This is a genomic window from Streptomyces sp. ISL-1, assembly GCF_018614585.1.
In the GTDB taxonomy this organism is placed as follows: Bacteria; Actinomycetota; Actinomycetes; order Streptomycetales; family Streptomycetaceae; genus Streptomyces; species Streptomyces maoxianensis.
In genome coordinates this window covers 191326-207356 of sequence record NZ_JAGGOI010000029.1, presented here as the reverse complement: position 1 = coordinate 207356, position 16031 = coordinate 191326, and the positions used below count along the sequence as shown (strand labels likewise).

The following is a 16031-nucleotide window of genomic DNA, read 5'->3' as shown; positions in this document are numbered from 1 at the left end:
AAACAGCATCGGGAGTCAAACTCCACAAATGGGACAGTATGTGACGTGATGTAATTTACCGGAGCCGATGGGCGCGATGCCTCTGGGTCGACGGGGAAAAGCTACCGTGAGTAGGTGGCCGAGAGGTGACGTACCGTCGGTCCGGGAGCCCGTACGCACCAAGCTTTCACTCGGCAGGACGTCACGAACCGGCGATACGGAGGGGATCCGGGCATGCGGGAGACGAGCCGGAGGCGCCGTTCGCGCGGCGCGGCGGCAGCGCTGACGGCAGCCGCCCTCCTCGCGGCCGGTGCACTGACCGGATGTGACTCCGCGTCGGATGCGCGAGGCAATGGCTCCCCCGCCAAGCGGCGGCCCTCCCCGAGCCCCACCCCCCTCTGGAACCGCAGCCCCGATTCCATCGCCGCCGTCGGCGACTCCATCACCCGTGGCTTCGACGCCTGCGTGGTGCTCTCCGACTGCCCCGAGGTGTCCTGGGCGACCGGTACGGACGCCACCGTGCGCAGCCTGGCGCTGCGGCTGATCGGGCAGCCCGCGGTTTCGGAGCGCAGTTGGAACTTCGCCCGCTCCGGGGCCGATGTCGAGGACCTGGCCGAGCAGATGACGCAGGCGGCGGCCAAGAAGCCCGAGCTGGTGACGGTGATGGTCGGCGCGAACGACGCCTGCGCGGACACGGCGGAGCGGATGACTCCGGTCGAGGGGTTCCGGAGTTCCTTCGGGGCGGCGCTGCGGCAGCTGCGGCGCAGTGCGCCGAAGACTCAGGTGTACGTGTCGAGCGTGCCGGATCTCAGGCGGCTCTGGTCGACCGGGCGCGGCGATCCGCTGGGCCGGCAGATCTGGAAGCTGGGCATCTGCGCCTCCATGCTGGGCGACGCGGAGGACGTGAGCGTGAAGGCGCAGCAGCGGCGGGACCGCGTGCATGAGCGGATCGTGGCGTACAACGAGGTGCTCAAGGACATCTGCGGGAAGGATCCGCGCTGCCGGTACGACGGCGGGGCGGTCTTCGACTACCGGTTCAACGGCAAGCAGTTGAGCCGATGGGACTGGTTCCACCCGAGCAAGGACGGTCAGGGGCGGCTCGCGGAGATCGCGTACCGCAACGTCACGGCGGCGAGCGCGCCGCGGCCGTGAACCGGGCTTGGACCCGGACTCCGCGACCTGGGGCCGCTTCGTCCGCCATACCTCTCCGGGCGCGGCCTTGGGCGGCCTGTGCGGTCCTGCCGCTGGTTCCTCCGTGACGCGCGTGCGGCTCCCGGGGCCGGGGCGGCGGGAGTGACGCCGTAGCCAGGCGAGCAACCTGAACGCGATACTTCCGCCACCCGACGGAAGGATTCTCGTGTCCCGAATACGCGTACGCCTGGACATAGTTGGCGTCGCCCTCCTCGCACTCGCCCTCACCGGCTCGCCGCTCGCCGCGGCCGACACGGCGCCTGCGCCGGCGCCTGCCTCGCCGTTCACTGTCGAGGAGCAGCGGCTCGACAAGGCCGTGCCGCAGGAGATCCTGCGGCGCGGCGGGTTCGACACGGTGGCACCGCAGTTCGCGCAGGCGCTGGAGGGGACTCGGTCCTTCCGGCAGGCCGAGCGGGCCGTCGCACGACAGGGCGCGCGGCTGTGGGACGGGGCGGTGGACCGGGCGCAGGGCCGCGGTCCTGCGCGGGGCGATCTGAGCAGGGACGACGACCGGCCGCTGTACTGGGCGCGGCTCGGGATGACCCGCGAACTGCGGCAGTGGCAGCCGGAGTTCGGTCTCACGGACGCGGAACGGGCGCGGCTCGTCGACCGCCTCGAGCGCTCCTCGCGCGGCCAGGACTCGATGAACCTCCCGGCGGGGAAGGGTTTCAAGCGGATCGTGATGACGGGCTTCGACCCCTTCACGCTGGACCGCGACATCCGCATAAGCAATCCGTCCGGGGCGGCGGCTCTGGCGCTGGACGGCACCTGGATACGCACGGCGGACGGTCCCGCCCGGATCGAGACCGCCGTCTTCCCCGTCCGCTGGCAGGACTTCGCGGACGGCACGGTCGAGCGGACGTTGCGTACGCAGCTGCCGAAGGCCGACCTGTTCACGACGGTGAGCCAGGGACGGGTGGGCCGTATCGACATCGAGCGCTTCAACGGCGCGTGGCGGGGCGGGTTCGGGGACAACGAGAACGTCTCGCGTACGGAGACGGTGCCGGTGGCCGATCCGGCGTCACAGCCGCAGTGGACGACGACGTCGCTTCCGTACAAGGCGATCGTGGCGGCACAGACGGGGCGCTTCCCGGTGTACGACAACACGTCGGTGACGGAGATCCCGCCGGGCGGTACGACGCCGGTGGTAAGCCCCGGGGGCCCGACGCCCGGCTCGACGGCGCGCGCGGGCGGCGGGGGCAACTACCTCTCGAACGAGATCGCGTACCGGGCGACGCTGCTGCGGGACCGGTTGGGGCTGGAGATTCCCGGGGGCCATGTGCATACGCCGGTGCTGGAGTTCGGGGCGGGGAACACGACGGAGATAACTGACCCGGAGTTCGTGCGGAACCGGGTGGACATCATCGGGCAGGTGCGGGCGATCATCCGCTTGGCGGCGGAGACGTCGGGCTGAGGGAACGGGGGTCCGCCTGCGGCGGAGGCTCGTCCCCACCCGCCCGCCCTTGATGTGGGGGCGTCCTCCCGCACCCCCTCGGGGATGTTGGGGGCGCCCCCGCAGCGAGTCCGCACTGGGGCGGGCCGGCACCGTCAGAGGTGTGGCTGGCAGCGACAGGAGCACCCGAACCGGCATGATGTGCGGGTGGACAAGGTGACCATAAGCGAAGAAGACCGCCGACTTCTCGGCCTCTGGGCTGCCGATTGCGTCGAGCGGGTGCTCCCGCTGTTCGAGGCGAAGGCTCCCTGCGACACCCGTCCTCGCGAGGCGATCGAGGGCATCCGGGCCTTCGTGCGCGAGGGGAAGCGGACAGGGCGACTGCGCTCTCTTGCCTGGGCGGCTCACGCAGCCGCACGCGAAGTTGGCGACCCGGCTGCCACAGCCGCCGCCCGCGCCGCGTGCTACGCAGCGGCGACCCCTTACATCCACCCATTGGCCACTCCTCACCAGTCGAAGCACGCCCTTGGGCCTGCGGTTTACGAGGCCCGCGCTCGTGAGCTCGCGGCAGGCGATGACGCCAGGGTCGGTGACGAGGAGATCCGATGGGCGATCGAGCACGCCTCGCCGGCAGTTCGCGAGCTTGTGCGGCGGATGCCGGTTCGCAGTCCTGGTCGTAGTCGGCTGGACGCGCTCTACTACCAGCTCGACGCAGCCCTTCGTCTTCCGCCCAGCCGCCCCGCATTCGTGGGCACGCGTGAGGAGTTCGCCGTGAACGAGGCAGCTGAGCACCCGCAACGGACGGACGCAAGTTAAAGATCAAGCTCAGTCGTCTGCGCCGCCGGAGTGGCGCTTCCTCAGCCGTGAGCCGAAACCGACAACGGCGGCGGCGCCGCCCGCGACGAGGACGCCCATCGTCAGCACGATCGGATTCTTGGGGTCCAGGTCATTGGCCGTGTTGTCGTCGGCGGCGCTGGTCGCATCGTCCTGTGCCGTATCGACGGACGGGGCTCCTTGCGAAGCGGTCGGGGGGCGGGGTGCGGACCCGGTCGAGCTGTGTGCTGACGCACTCGGCGTAGTTGACGTGCCCGACGTCGAACGGCCGGACCCTGCTCCGGGCCGCGTGCCCGTGGTCGTCCCGCCGCCGGTTCCGGAACCGGTCCCGCCACTCGCTCCGGAACCGCTCCCGCCGGTCGTCCCCGAGGAGGCCTCGCCGGTCGTCGTCGCCGTTGCCTTCACCGGCTCCGTGATGACGAGCGACTGCAGGACCGTGTTCTGCCCGGAGTCCAGTGCGCAGGGCGCGTTGATCGTGCCCACGGCGGTCGTGTTGCCGTTTGCGTCCTTCGGGGTGAGGTGCAGAGTGAGGTCGCCGACGGTGACCTTCGCGTTGCCCGGTCGGCTGAAGGAGAGGGAGGGCGCGGTGCCCTTGGCGGTGACGTCGAACGAACCGGACGCCGGGATGGTGGTCCTGGGGATCGTCATGGGCACGGTCAGGGGCATGCTGCCCTGCGGTGCGGTCACGGTGGCGTTCCCGTCCAACGAGCCCTCAATGGTCTTCGCGCCGGCCAGGGCGGCCATCTGCGTGAAGCTCGCACTCACCGTCGCCACTCCGTCCAAGGCGGATTTCGGGCTGGCCTTGCCGACTTTGATCGAATTCGGGATATCCGATTCGAGCTCCATCGTCACGGGCTGGTTGCCGAGGCCCGAAAATGCGCAGGTGTACTGCAGCGTGAGCGAAACCGGTTCACCGGAAGCGGTTTGGGAGCCTGACGCCCCCACGATTGCGACCGCGGCTGTCACGGTCACCGCGATTCCAAGGGCGACTTTGGCCCCGTACGTCCTTGTGCTGCGTGCCGTGCGGTGCCTGACACCCATTAGCGACCACCTGCCGTCGACTGTTCGTGTTGCTCGTAGACCTCGGCCAGGCGATCCCGGAGCCGCGCGTGGCGGAACTGGTAGACCGCGCCGACCTGGCGCAGCACACCTCGTTGGTAGGCGTCGTCCAGGAAGGCGTTCACCGCCCACGGGAGCCGCCCTGTCAGGGGTAGCCAGACGCGGACCAGGACCACCCACCGGCCCCAGGCGGTCAACGTGCCGACCCCGAGCCCGACCACGAGCCCGGCCGCGAGCCCGCTCCTGACCCCGGGTGCGAACCCGTTCAGGAGCGCGACGACGATCCCGAACCCGAGCCCGATCGCTAGCCCGACCGCGAGCACTTGGGCGAGCACGGTCCTGCGGTTCGTGTTCAACAGGTCCGACGGGCTGACCGAGGATTTCGGCTCGATGAGAGCCTCGAGCCCGGCCATGAGCGCGAGTATGAGCCCGACCGCCAGTCCGAGCGCGAGCCCGGCCACGAGCCAGTTGCCGAACGCCAAGGCGATCACGGTCCAGGGATAAGCCAGGAGACCCGCATAGACCGCTATTCCGAGCCCGAACACGACCCCGAAGACCAGCCCGCCCTCGAGGCCGCCCCGCATTCTGGGGAGGAAACTCTCCTTCACTCTCTTCGACCCGCCGCGGATCCGTATGTGCATGCGTGACGGTTCGAATGCGCCGCCGGTCTTGAGTTTTGACCCGAATCCGTGCAGGAGCCCGAAGGTCAGCCCGATCCCCAGCACGTTCATAAGAACGTTGAGAGATGCCTCTCCGGGCTCGCTCGTGAGCCCGTAGACGAGTCCGAGCATGATCCCTGACGCGAGCCCGCTCGTGGCCCCTGAGACGAGCATGCGCGAAGAGAGGCTCATGGCGGTTCCCAGTCGCCACCATTCGATGTCGTGTGTGTCGAGTTGTTTCAGGTGTGTGGCGAGGTAGCCGAGCCAGTGACGGGCGCGTTCGGCGCGCCAGGGCCGGCGTTTCGCGGCGGGGCGGTTGCTGAGAAAGCGCGCGTAGGCGGTGGGGATGAAATTGTCCAGGAGATGGTCTTCAAGGGCTCCTCGGGTGCTGAACTCCTCCATTTCCAGCAGCTTCACCGGATCGCGGCCGGATTTGTAGACAGCGTGGGCGAGTGTGACCATCAGAGGGGTGGTCAGCACAGCGGCGAGATTGGCGCACGCCGGTTTGTCGGGGTGACAGCGCAACTTGTTCAGGACGTACTCCCACCCGGTGGGGGTGGTGGTGTCCGTGCCGTCGCAGGGGGTCGTGTCGGAGGCGGCCGTATCGGTGGGGTGCAGCAGGTAGTTGAAGGAGTCGTCGAGGGTGAGATCGGTCAGTTCGATAGCGGCGAAGAGCGCGGCTTTCCCCACCGCGGCTTCGAGTTCGGCGCGGCGACTCGTCATCAGCAGCGGCACGGTGGTGGCCCTGAGGTCCAGCAGCGCGGCCTCGTGCAGGCCGTCGGCGATCTCGTCGAACCCGTCCAGGATCGCCAGCACGCGATCGGCACCGACCAGCGCGGCGGCCCACGTCGATCCGTCGGGGCCGGCCCCGGCCAGAAAGGGGTGGTCCCGCTCCAGCCGGTCGATCAGCCAGTCCCGCAGTGGAGTGGTGGTGGGATTCCACGATCCCAGACTGAAGATCACCGGTACCGGTACCGGCGCTTCGCCGGTTGGACTGCGAGCATCCAGCCAGGCCTTTGCGAAACGCCGGATCAGGATGGTCTTCCCCGAGCCCGCCCGGCCCAGCACCATCAGTCTGCCGCGCTTAGTCCCCTCGTAGACAGCAGCGATCTTCTCCAGCCGACCGGTCAGGTCCAGCGGCAGAGCGGCCGCCGCCTTGGCCGGGACGTCGAGAATGCTGTTCCGGCGGCCGGTCAACGTCTCAGGTGCCGGTCGACAGCGCACCGGCAGCAGGGCCGGATCCCATAATCGCTGCTGCTCCTCCTCACGCGTCAGGAAGTCACTGACCCTGTCCGCGAGCGCATTGGCCTTCCCGGCCAGCGAGTTCTCGGCGGGGCGCGCTGCGGGAAGGACGAGCACATTGTTCGCGTTGTCTCCGGTGCTCACGATGCCGTGGTTGTCACCGTCCACGTGCACCGACCGGTCGCCGCCCGACCGGTCAGGCTTGTGCTCGGCGGGGTCCGGCTTCTGCAGACCGGGCCTGCCGCTCACTGGTGCAGGGTGTTCTTCGCACCGTCGCCGGTGGAAATGATCCCGGAGTTGTTTCCGGCGAGGGCGACGCTGCGCTCGGCATCGGCCTGGACGGCGGGACGCTCCGGCAGCATCGCCGAGAGCTCATCGGCCAGGCCTGGGGAGTCCCTGAGCACCTCCCGCAGCGCGATCCTCAACTCGGCGCGCCGCAAGGCGAGCATGTCGCGGTCCGCGCCCGCGTCCGCCAGGCTGGTGACGGTGACTCGAACGGGGTCGGCGTCGGCGTCGGCGCCGCGGTTCAGGATCCTGGCGAGCAGCCGTTGCCCCAGCCGTACGGTCGCTCCTGCCGTCTCGTCCTGGGCCCTGGTCAGCACACTCACGCCGTAGGCGACGACCGCCGCTTCGGCTGCCGGCACGATCTGGTCGAGCAGCGTATCGATCTCGAGCACAGGCGCTCCCCCCGTCGCGCAAGCGAATCCAGGTTTCATGCTAGCCACGTGAGCACCTTCGGTCAGCGGTTCGGCCATGAAATTGATCCCAGGTCAGATCCGCCCGGACGGTTGCGATGTCAGATCCACCGGCGACACCGGCCCGTCCGCACACAACAGCGCGTCGGTGAGCTCGAACAGTTCGTCACGCCCAGCGGACAAACACCCGTAGAACGCGTCCAGGAAGCCTGACGCTTCCGCGAACGCCTTCCCTCCGGACAGCATCAGGTCAACGGCTCCCTGCCGGCCGGCACGGCAGACTCAGCGGGCGAAGCCCAGAGTGACTCCCAGGCCCACCAGGACCGAGCCGATCGCGCGGTTCAGGGTGTTCTGCCGGCGCAGCATCGCCGTGCGCAGGCGGGAGTCGGAGAAGAACAGCGCCGCCACGCCGAACCACGCCAGGTGCGCGAAGGACATGAAGAGGCCGTAGCCCGCCTGTTGCCACAGGTGGGTGTCCGGGCCCACCACCTGGGTGAAGGTGGAGACTACGAAGAGCGTCGTCTTCGGGTTGAGCGCGTTCGTGAGGAAGCCGGTGCGCAGCGCGCCCAGACGCGTCAGGCCCGGCTTCGACTCCAGGTCCACCGCCAGGTCGGCGCGCGCCCTGAAGGTGCGTACGCCGATGTAGACCAGGTAGGCGGCGCCGACCAGTTTGATCGCCGTGAAGAGCGCCGTCGACGACGCGATCAGCAGGCCGACGCCGAGCATCGTGTATGTGACATGGACCAGGACGCCCGCGGCCACACCCACCGCCCCGAGCAGCCCCGTCGTACGACCGTACAGATAGCTGTTGCGCACGACCATCGCGAAGTCGGCCCCCGGGCTGATGACGGCGAGGACGGTAATGACAGCGACTGCGATCACTTCGGTCATGCGCCGATGCTCGCCAGCGCCGCCCCCGCGGGCAATCGATTGCGGGCTTCCTCCCGGATGGTGAGACGGCGAAGATAGGACGCATGAGGATCGCAGCAGCGCAGTTCGCGTCCGTACCGGGCGATGTCGGCGCCAATGTCCACGCCATGCACGGCCTCCTTGACGCGGCGTCCGGCCGGGGCGCGGATCTGGTCGTGTTCTCCGAGCTGGCCGTGACGGGGTACGAGCTGGAGCTCATCGCCAAGGATCCGGCGCTGTGGGTCGCGCCGGACGATCCGCGGCTCGACCCCATACGCGAGGCCTGCCGCGCCCACCGCACAGCCGCCGTGGTGAACTGCGCCGCCGCCCGCACCGACAGCGAGCGGCCCGCCATCACCTCGCTCGTCATCGACTCGCGCGGCGAGCTGCTCACCCGCTACGAAAAGCGGCATCTGCACGGCCCTGAACTCGACGTCTTCGCGGCGGGGACGGCCGAGGGCCGGTTCACCCTCGGCGGCGTCCGCTTCGCCCTGGCGATCTGCTACGACAACCGCTTCCCGGAGCTCGCCGAGCGCGCGAAGGACGACAACTGCCAGGTGTATGTGGCCAGTTCGGCGCTCGATGTTGAGAACGACTCCTTCGAGGCGGTCTACCCGGTCCGGGCCAGGGACAACGGCCTGTACGTGGTTCTCGGCAACGCCGTGGGGTTCAGCGGCGCCGGCGACTGCCGCGGCGGCAGCGCCGTCTGGGGCCCGGACGGTTCGGTGATCGTAGACGCGGGCGAGGCCGCCCCTGGCCTCGCAGTGGCGGAGCTTCCCTTCCGCTCCTAGTCCCTGCCCTGGTCCTAGTCCTTGTCCAGGGTGTGCCGGGCCGGACTCACCGGCTCCGGGGCCGGATCCGGCGTCACCAGGTCCCGCGCCATCAGCGTCGCCCCGGCCACCGCCCCCGGCATCAGGAACACGGCCAGGAACGGGACGAGGAACGCCAGCGTCAGCGGCACGCCGAAGCCCAGGGTCAGCAGGCGACGGCCCCGCAGCAGCCTGAGGCGGTCCTTGAACTCGACCCCGCGCCGCTGGAGGGCGACCGCGGTGAGTTCGTGCGCGAGGAAGAAGCCGGAGACGCAGAAGCCTATGACGGGGACGACGGTCTGGCCGACGACCGGGATGAAGCCGAGGGCGAAGAGCAGTACGCCGAAGAGCACGACCCGCGCCAGGACCCGCAGCGAGTCGCGCGCGGAGATCCACAGCTCCCGCCAGAGCGGCAGGCCGGACTCGGGTACGTCGCCGCCCTCGGCGCGGTCGACCTGCTCGGACAGCGACTCGTAGAAGGGCTGGCCGACCAGCAGCGTCACCGCGGTGAAGGTGATCACCGCGAGGAACAGCCCGAAGCAGAAGACCAGCACGGTCAGGAAGCCGCGGAACAGGCCCTGCCAGGGCGAGGACCAGTCCCCGGCGAAGGGCGTCGCCCAGGCGGCGAAATCGTCGGCGCCGTAGCCGAGTCCGACCAGGGCGGCCGCGTACAGCACCAGGGTCACCAGCCCCGGCAGCAGCCCGAAGCCGAACCACTTGCCGTGCCCGCCGACCCAGCGCTGGCCCTTCACCAAATAGCCGAAGCCCACCCCAAGATCACGCATACACACAGCTTATCGGGGTGCCGGAGTCGGCGTCGGGCCGCGCACGGCCGGACCGGCGCCGCGGGAGCTGATCCGCCGGACGGGTGGGCCGCGATCCGCCCGGCGCGTGGTGCTCCAAGAGGCACAGCCGACCCGGAGGGTACGCCCAAGCGGCTCTTGTTGTACGGCAGTTGAACCTGTAGACCCTGCGTACGACTTAATCGTCGTGCTGATCGATTCCGATCTACTCCGATCCACTCCGATCCACTCCGATCCACTCCGATCCACTCCCTTCGATTCCGACACTCCGGAGGCACGTACGCATGGGCTTGCCCCGCCCCCTTCTCATCGCCACCGCCGCCCTCGCCGGGGCGGTGCTTCTCGCGCCCGCGCCCGCGACCGCCGTCCCCGGTCGCGACGGCCCACAGCCGCATCCCGTACGCGAAGGCGGCGGGCGCGATGCCGCAACCGCGAAGGCTCCCCTCTCGGCCGCGGCCAATGCGCTGCGCACCGCGGCCCCCGAGCTCGCGAAGAGCGGCGGCTACCCGCGGCGTACCGTCCTCGACGCGCCGCCCGTGAACCCGGCCGACAAGTCGATCAAGCTGGGGCTCGCGCCGTACCACGCGCTCGCTCCGCGCCTGAACGCCCTGCAGAAGCTCGGCGACCGGGTCAGCGTCGAGGTCGCCGGGCATTCCGCCGGCGGTCATGAGCTGTATCTCGTCACCGTCACCGCTCCCGAGACCTCCCGGCAGGCGCGCGAGCAGGAGCGGATGCGGGAGCTGATCGAGAACTCCCCGGCCGCCGCCGCCAAGGACAAGCGCGTCAAGTCCGCCTACAAGACGCCGGTGTTCATCAACAACAACATCCACGGCAATGAGTGGGAGGGCACCGATGCCGCCCTGAAGCTCATCGAGGAACTGGCGAAGGCGAAGGACGGCACGACCGCCGACCTGCTGTCCAGGAACCGTGTCTACCTCAATGTGACGGCCAATCCGGACGGCCGCATCGCCGGCACCCGCGCCAATGCCAACGGCTTCGACCTCAACCGGGACTTCATCACCGGATCCCAGCCCGAGGCGCGCGCCATCCGGCGGATCGCCATCGACAAGCAGCCGGCCCTGATGCTCGATCTGCACGGTTACGTCAACGGCACGCTGATCGAGCCGACGACTCCGCCGCACGGCGAGAACTACGAGTACGACCTCTTCCTGAAGAACTCGTACGCCAACGCGCTGGGCATGGAGAAGGCGGTGAACGGCCTCGGCTACACCCCCGCCAAGGACGGTGTGCAGCCCGCCGTCATCCCCTTCAGGGACGAGAAGGAGGGCTGGGACGACTGGCCGCCCATCTTCACCCCGCAGTACATGCCGTTCCAGGGCGGGATCGCCTCGCACACCATCGAGTTCCCGATGGCGGTCAACAACGAGGAGTACGACTCCCTGCCGGTCGCCGAGCTGCGCCGCAGGGCCGCGATCAACACGGCCGTCGCGGGCGCGGCGATGCGCGCGACGCTCGACTACACGCGTACGCACCGCACGTCGGTGATCGCCGACCAGATCGAGACCTTCCGGCGGGGCGCGGCGGGCGAGGCGCAGCGGCCGGTGTCGCAGGAGACCGTGCCGGGCGTGCCGGGCATCGGGCCCGAGGACGTGTACACCACGACCTTCCCGCGCGCGTACGTCATTCCGGCTGGGGGCGGCCCGGGGGTCCACCCGGACGGAGTCCGGGGGAGGTCGGCGGTCGCGGCGGCCCGGCTGGTGGACCATCTTCTCGCCAATGACGTACGGGTGGAGCGGGCGGTGCTGCCGTTCAGGCTCGCGGGCCGCAGCTACCCGGCGGGTTCGTACGTCGTCGACATGCGCCAGCCCAAGCGCGGCATCGCCAATGTGATCCTGGCCGACGGCCGGGACATCAGCGCGGACGTGTCCACGATGTACGACATCTCGGGCTGGAGCCTCGGGCTGCTCTGGGGCGCGACGGTCGAGAAGGCCGCCGAGGGCGAACTGCATGTGGTGGGACGCCCGGTCCACGCCGCGGCGGCCACCGGTTACGTTGCCCCGTTCGGGGATCTGCGGCTGCGGCTCGAGGACCCGAAGGAGCTCGCCGCCCTCAACTCCCTGCTCGCGCAGGGGATCAAGGTGCGGCGCGCGGCGAACGGCTCGGCGATCGTGCCGGGTTCGGCCCGCGGTGTGGCGGGCGTGCTCGCGGACCGTCTCGGGGTCGCCTTCGCGGCCACGAAGGAGAAGGGCACGGGCGCGCTGCACCGGACCAGGGTCGCCGCGTCCGTGACCCCCGGTGAGCTGTTCGCGCTGCGCGAGATGGGCTTCGAGGTGCAGCCGGTGTCGACGGCCGCTCTCAACTCGGGCTTCGACTGGTCGAAGGCGGATGTGCTGATGGTCTCGGGCGGTCTGGAGTACGGGAAGCTGACCCCGGCCGCCCGCGGCGCGCTGGGCGCCTTCCTCGAGGGCGACGGCGGTCTGGTCGGCCTCGGCTCGGACGGCGCGGCGTTCAACGCCGATGCCGGACTGCTCGCGGTCAAGCCGGTGGCGGGCAACGGCGACGCCAACGGCGTTGTCCGGGTGGCCAACGCGGCCGGCAGCCCGGTCACCGGCGGCGCGCCCGCGCACACCTTCGTGTACTCCCCGCTGTGGTTCACCGACCTCGGCCCGGGTGTGCGGGTGGAGCAGTCGTACGGCTCGGGCAACCCCCTGGTCGCGGGCCACTGGCGTACGGCACAGGACGGCAAGGGCGGCCCGAAGGACGCCGCCGGGCGCGCGTCGATCGTCAGCGGTACGAGCGCGAAGGGCACGGCGGTCGTGCTGTTCGGCACCGAGCCGCTGTTCCGCGACCACCCGAAGGGCGTGTTCGCTCAGGTCGGCCGGGCGCTGATCACACGCTGAGTACGCGTCGAGGGCCGCACCCCGGAGGGGGTGCGGCCCTCATCTGCGCCGTGCCGGTCAGACAGCGAGGTCGACCGTGATGTTGCCGCGGGTCGCCTTGGAGTACGGGCAGACCTGGTGGGCCTTCTCGAGCAGGTCCCTGGCGGTGGCCGCGTCCACGTTCGGGATCTTGGCGGAGATCTTGACGATGAGCCCGAAGCCCTCGTCGTTCTTGCCTATGCCGACCTCGGCGGTGACCGTCGAGCCGGAGATGTCGGCCTTCTCCTTGCGTGCGACGACGCCCAGCGCACTCTGGAAGCAGGCGCTGTATCCGGCGGCGAAGAGCTGCTCCGGGTTGGTGCCCGTCCCGGAACCGCCCATCTCCTTCGGCGGGTTGACGACCACGTCGAGCTGACCGTCCGGGGTGGCGACGCGGCCGTCACGGCCGTTCTCCGCGGTGGCGACAGCGGTGTAGAGGACGTCGGACTGCTGGATGGACATGAAGAGGATTCCTCCTGCTTGTTCACCGCGGCTCGCGCCCACGACCGTGGTGGCTGAGGCCGAGACTACTGGTTGAGCGAAACGATCATCTTGCCGGTGTTCTCACCGCGCAGCAGACCGGCGAAGGCCTCGTAGCCGTTCTCGATGCCCTCGACGACGGTCTCGTTGTACTTGAGTTCGCCGGAGGCGATCCAGCCCGCGACGTCCTGGACGAACTGCGGCTGGAGCGCGGTGTGGTCGTTCACAAGCATGCCCTGCAGGCGCAGCCGCTTGCCGATGACCAGGGCGAGGTTGCGCGGCCCTGGGGTCGGCTCGGTGGCGTTGTACTGGGCGATCATGCCGCAGATGGTCGCGCGGCCGTGCACGTTGAGCGAGGAGATCGCGGCCTCCAGGTGGTCCCCGCCGACGTTGTCGAAGTAGACGTCGATGCCGTCGGGGGCGGCCTCCTTCAGCTGCTGCGCGACCGGGCCGTTCTTGTAGTTGAAGGCCGCGTCGAAGCCGTACTCCTCGACCAGGAGCTTGACCTTCTCGTCGGAGCCCGCCGAGCCGATGACGCGGGAGGCGCCCTTGAGCTTCGCCATCTGGCCGACCTGGCTGCCCACCGCGCCGGCCGCGCCGGAGACGAATACGGCGTCGCCCTCCTTGAAGGAGGCGACGTCGAAGAGCCCGGCGTAGGCGGTCAGACCCGTCATGCCGAGCACGCCGAGGTAGGCGGAGAGCGGGGCGAGGGATGCGTCGACCTTGGTGGCGTGCTTCGCGGGCAGCTCGGCGTACTCGCGCCAGCCGAGCCCGTGCAGAACGTGGTCGCCCACGGCGAAGCCCTCGGCGTTCGAGGCGATGACCTCGCCGATCGCGCCGCCGTCCATGGGGTGGTCGAGCTGGAACGGCGGGACATACGACTTCACGTCGTTCATCCGGCCGCGCATGTACGGGTCGACCGAGAAGTGCAGATTGCGTACGAGGATGCGACCCTCGCCCGGCTCGGTCACCGGGGCCTCACGCAGAGCGAAGTCCTCCACCTTGGGCCAGCCGTGCGGACGGGCGACCAGGTGCCATTCACGGCCGGACGCGGGGAGTGCGGACATGCTGCGTACCTCCTAGAAAAGATTCACCATGTGAAACAACCATGCTCCTGGATATTTCATGTTGTCAAGTAACTCGGTACTCTGTTGCCATGACCACCCCGCGAACAGACCCCGTGACCCTCGAAGTCGTCGAGCTCATCGGCACCGTCGTGGCGCGCTACTACGCGGAGTACGAGCAGGCCGCGGCCAAGCACTCCCTCACCGGCGCACAGGCGCGGGTGCTGGGACTGCTGACCCTGGAGCCGATGCCCATGCGCCACGTCGCACAGAAGCTGAGATGCGAGCCGTCGAACATCACCGGCATCGTGGACCGGCTGGAGACCCGCGGACTGGTGGAGCGACGCCCCGACCCGAACGACCGCAGGGTGAAGCTGGCCGCGCCGACGAAGGACGGGGTCGACACCGCGCGCCGGCTGCGGGAGTCGCTGGACTTCGCGCGCGAGCCGCTGGCCGAGTTGTCGGACGTGGAGCGGACGATGCTGCGGGACCTGCTCAAGCGGATGCTGGGCGAAGAGGCTCCGGCCGTGCCGTAAGGGCGTGCCCCAGCCCTCGGTCGCCCGATGCCTACACGCAGAACCAGAGGAACTTCTCGCAGGGGGTGGGCGTCGGGGTCGGCGGGGGGTCGCCCTGGGGCGGCGGCTGGGTCGAGGCCGACCCGCTCGGCTGCCCCGGGTTCGACGGCTGGGCACTGGCGGACGACTGTACGGCGGAGGGCGTGGCGGACGGCCTGCCGCCGCCCCCGCTCGTGGCGGTCGGCTTCCCTGCGCCGCCGCCCGGACCGCCGGTGCCGGTTGCCGTCGGGCGTGCGGAACTGGATGCCGAGACGGGCGTTTCCGTCACCGGATCGGGGCCCTCGGGGGTCACATCGACGTCCGTGGGCTCCGGAGCGGGCTCCGTCTCGACGTTCGAATCGTCCTTGACGGCGGTCGCCGCACCGTCGTCGCCCTGATCCTCGATGGCCAGTTCGGCAAGGCTCAGCGCACCCGCCGCGAGCACCAGGCCGAACGTGCCGAGCAGCACCTTGCGGCCACGCCGCTTACGGGCCCGGCGCCCGGCCGCGGCCTTGCGCCGGGGACTGGGCTGGTGGCGGGCACGCCGATGGCCCGCGGGCTCGGACACCTCGTCCAGTTCCAGGACGGGGTGATCCACCGCGGGCGCAACGGGGCTCTGATACCGGAGCTCCTCAACGGGTGTACCGCAGCCGGCACAGGCCAGAGCGCCGTTGAGGTGCCGACGGCACTGGTTGCAGTAATCCATGGCGCCCGCAGGCTATGCGGCGCGGAAGGACCAGCGGTGGATGACTCTGTGAGGATTCTGTGTGGAACTCTCATCTCGGCTGCGAGCCGACTTCCCGTCATTGACGGTGCGTTCGCCCTCGGCAGCGGGGCACGATGTCGGACATGACCCATGCCGCACCGTTCGGACCCCGCGATTTCCAACTGGTACTGCTACGCCGGATGGCTGACCATCAGCCCGGCCCGGTCGAGGACGCCCGCCACGAACTGGGCGCGTCCCTCGCCGAGATGCGCGAGGCCAACCGCCGCTGGCAGGCCATGGTCCGCTCACCGAGGAGCCGCGGCGCCCTCGCCCGCTACCGCTCGGCGCTCGGGGAGCCGGAGCAGGTCGTACGGCGGCGGATCGGCGATCTCGAGTGCGACGCGCTGCTGTGGCCCGTACCGCTCTGGCCCGATCTGCGCTTCGAGGTGCTGGCAGCGGACGGCGGGGCGGTGTGGAACGAATGGCTGGTCCGCGCCCCGGGGGCGGCGGCACCCGAGTTGCGTACGGCCGATGACCTGGTGCCGTGGTCGTGCACGGTGGACGAGGTGGCGCGCGCCTTTCCTCCGGCCACACCGATGGAGGGCTCGGCGCCGACGCGATGGCAGCTGCGGTTCACCCTCCCCGACGGCGAGCAGCGCGTGGCGGAGTTCTGCTGGGGACTGCTGCAGAGGCTGCTGTAGTAATGCCGCCCGATCGGCCCAACGAATCTGGCGGATCGTCAGCTCCATACCCCCGACCGGCTCACCCAGCGCGC

The 16031-nt window shown here is 69.9% G+C and carries 16 protein-coding genes; 7 read left to right on the top strand and 9 right to left on the bottom strand.

All coding sequences use genetic code 11. The annotated features are described in order from the left end of the window. The first annotated feature begins 213 nt into the window (after window positions 1–213). The 3 genes from J7E87_RS20645 to J7E87_RS20635 all read left to right on the top strand — a co-directional run bounded on the left by J7E87_RS20645 (window position 214) and on the right by J7E87_RS20635 (window position 3379). A complete protein-coding gene (locus tag J7E87_RS20645; RefSeq protein WP_215095946.1) occupies window positions 214–1131 on the top strand; it encodes an SGNH/GDSL hydrolase family protein in 918 nt (305 codons plus the stop codon). Window positions 1132–1336: 205 nt separating this feature from the next. Then, window positions 1337–2584, top strand: a complete 1248-nt coding sequence (locus J7E87_RS20640) for a pyroglutamyl peptidase (RefSeq protein WP_215095945.1) — start codon at window positions 1337–1339, stop codon at window positions 2582–2584. 186 nt (window positions 2585–2770) lie between these two features. Beyond that, the gene (locus J7E87_RS20635; protein WP_251017715.1) at window positions 2771–3379 is read left to right on the top strand and encodes a putative immunity protein; all 609 of its coding nucleotides are present in this window, start codon (window positions 2771–2773) and stop codon (window positions 3377–3379) included. Between the two features lie 9 nt (window positions 3380–3388). Here the strand turns inward: J7E87_RS20635 and J7E87_RS20630 are convergent, their stop codons facing one another. From J7E87_RS20630 to J7E87_RS20610, 5 genes are all read right to left on the bottom strand, one after another. Further along, window positions 3389–4438, bottom strand: a complete 1050-nt coding sequence (locus J7E87_RS20630; RefSeq protein ID WP_308312985.1) for a DUF6801 domain-containing protein — start codon at window positions 4436–4438, stop codon at window positions 3389–3391. After that, on the bottom strand, window positions 4438–6606 hold the full coding sequence (locus J7E87_RS20625) for an NACHT domain-containing NTPase (RefSeq protein ID WP_215095943.1): 2169 nt from the start codon (window positions 6604–6606) through the stop codon (window positions 4438–4440). Before J7E87_RS20625 ends, J7E87_RS20630 begins: the two co-directional genes overlap by 1 nt. Beyond that, a complete protein-coding gene (locus J7E87_RS20620; RefSeq protein WP_215095942.1) occupies window positions 6603–7034 on the bottom strand; it encodes a hypothetical protein in 432 nt (143 codons plus the stop codon). Before J7E87_RS20620 ends, J7E87_RS20625 begins: the two co-directional genes overlap by 4 nt. 93 nt (window positions 7035–7127) lie before the next feature. After that, window positions 7128–7298, bottom strand: a complete 171-nt coding sequence (locus J7E87_RS20615; RefSeq protein WP_215096061.1) for a hypothetical protein — start codon at window positions 7296–7298, stop codon at window positions 7128–7130. A gap of 36 nt (window positions 7299–7334) precedes the next feature. Further along, entirely contained in the window at window positions 7335–7943 is a 609-nt protein-coding gene (locus J7E87_RS20610) for a LysE family transporter (RefSeq protein WP_215095941.1), read from the bottom strand. Between the two features lie 83 nt (window positions 7944–8026). Between J7E87_RS20610 and J7E87_RS20605 the strand changes: the two genes are divergently transcribed. Further along, window positions 8027–8752, top strand: a complete 726-nt coding sequence (locus tag J7E87_RS20605) for a carbon-nitrogen hydrolase family protein (RefSeq protein WP_215095940.1) — start codon at window positions 8027–8029, stop codon at window positions 8750–8752. A 14-nt stretch (window positions 8753–8766) separates the two neighbouring features. On the opposite strand, the gene J7E87_RS20600 is transcribed toward J7E87_RS20605, so the two are convergent. Next, window positions 8767–9555 carry an EI24 domain-containing protein gene (locus J7E87_RS20600; protein ID WP_215095939.1) on the bottom strand — a complete coding sequence of 263 codons (789 nt, stop codon included), beginning with the start codon at window positions 9553–9555 and terminating at the stop codon, window positions 8767–8769. Window positions 9556–9857: 302 nt separating this feature from the next. Here J7E87_RS20600 and J7E87_RS20595 point away from each other — a divergent pair, with 302 nt between their 5' ends. Next, window positions 9858–12434 carry a M14 family zinc carboxypeptidase gene (locus J7E87_RS20595; protein ID WP_215095938.1) on the top strand — a complete coding sequence of 859 codons (2577 nt, stop codon included), beginning with the start codon at window positions 9858–9860 and terminating at the stop codon, window positions 12432–12434. A gap of 57 nt (window positions 12435–12491) precedes the next feature. On the opposite strand, the gene J7E87_RS20590 is transcribed toward J7E87_RS20595, so the two are convergent. Next, a complete protein-coding gene (locus J7E87_RS20590) occupies window positions 12492–12914 on the bottom strand; it encodes an organic hydroperoxide resistance protein (protein WP_215095937.1) in 423 nt (140 codons plus the stop codon). Window positions 12915–12979: 65 nt separating this feature from the next. Continuing rightward, window positions 12980–13999, bottom strand: a complete 1020-nt coding sequence (locus tag J7E87_RS20585) for an NADP-dependent oxidoreductase (protein WP_215095936.1) — start codon at window positions 13997–13999, stop codon at window positions 12980–12982. An 89-nt stretch (window positions 14000–14088) separates the two neighbouring features. Here J7E87_RS20585 and J7E87_RS20580 point away from each other — a divergent pair, with 89 nt between their 5' ends. After that, complete coding sequence (locus tag J7E87_RS20580) at window positions 14089–14532, top strand: MarR family winged helix-turn-helix transcriptional regulator (protein ID WP_215095935.1); 444 nt, start codon at window positions 14089–14091, stop codon at window positions 14530–14532. Between the two features lie 31 nt (window positions 14533–14563). On the opposite strand, the gene J7E87_RS20575 is transcribed toward J7E87_RS20580, so the two are convergent. After that, a complete protein-coding gene (locus J7E87_RS20575) occupies window positions 14564–15148 on the bottom strand; it encodes a hypothetical protein (RefSeq protein WP_215095934.1) in 585 nt (194 codons plus the stop codon). Window positions 15149–15399: 251 nt separating this feature from the next. Here J7E87_RS20575 and J7E87_RS20570 point away from each other — a divergent pair, with 251 nt between their 5' ends. After that, entirely contained in the window at window positions 15400–15957 is a 558-nt protein-coding gene (locus tag J7E87_RS20570) for a hypothetical protein (protein ID WP_215095933.1), read from the top strand. The last annotated feature ends 74 nt before the right edge of the window (window positions 15958–16031 follow it).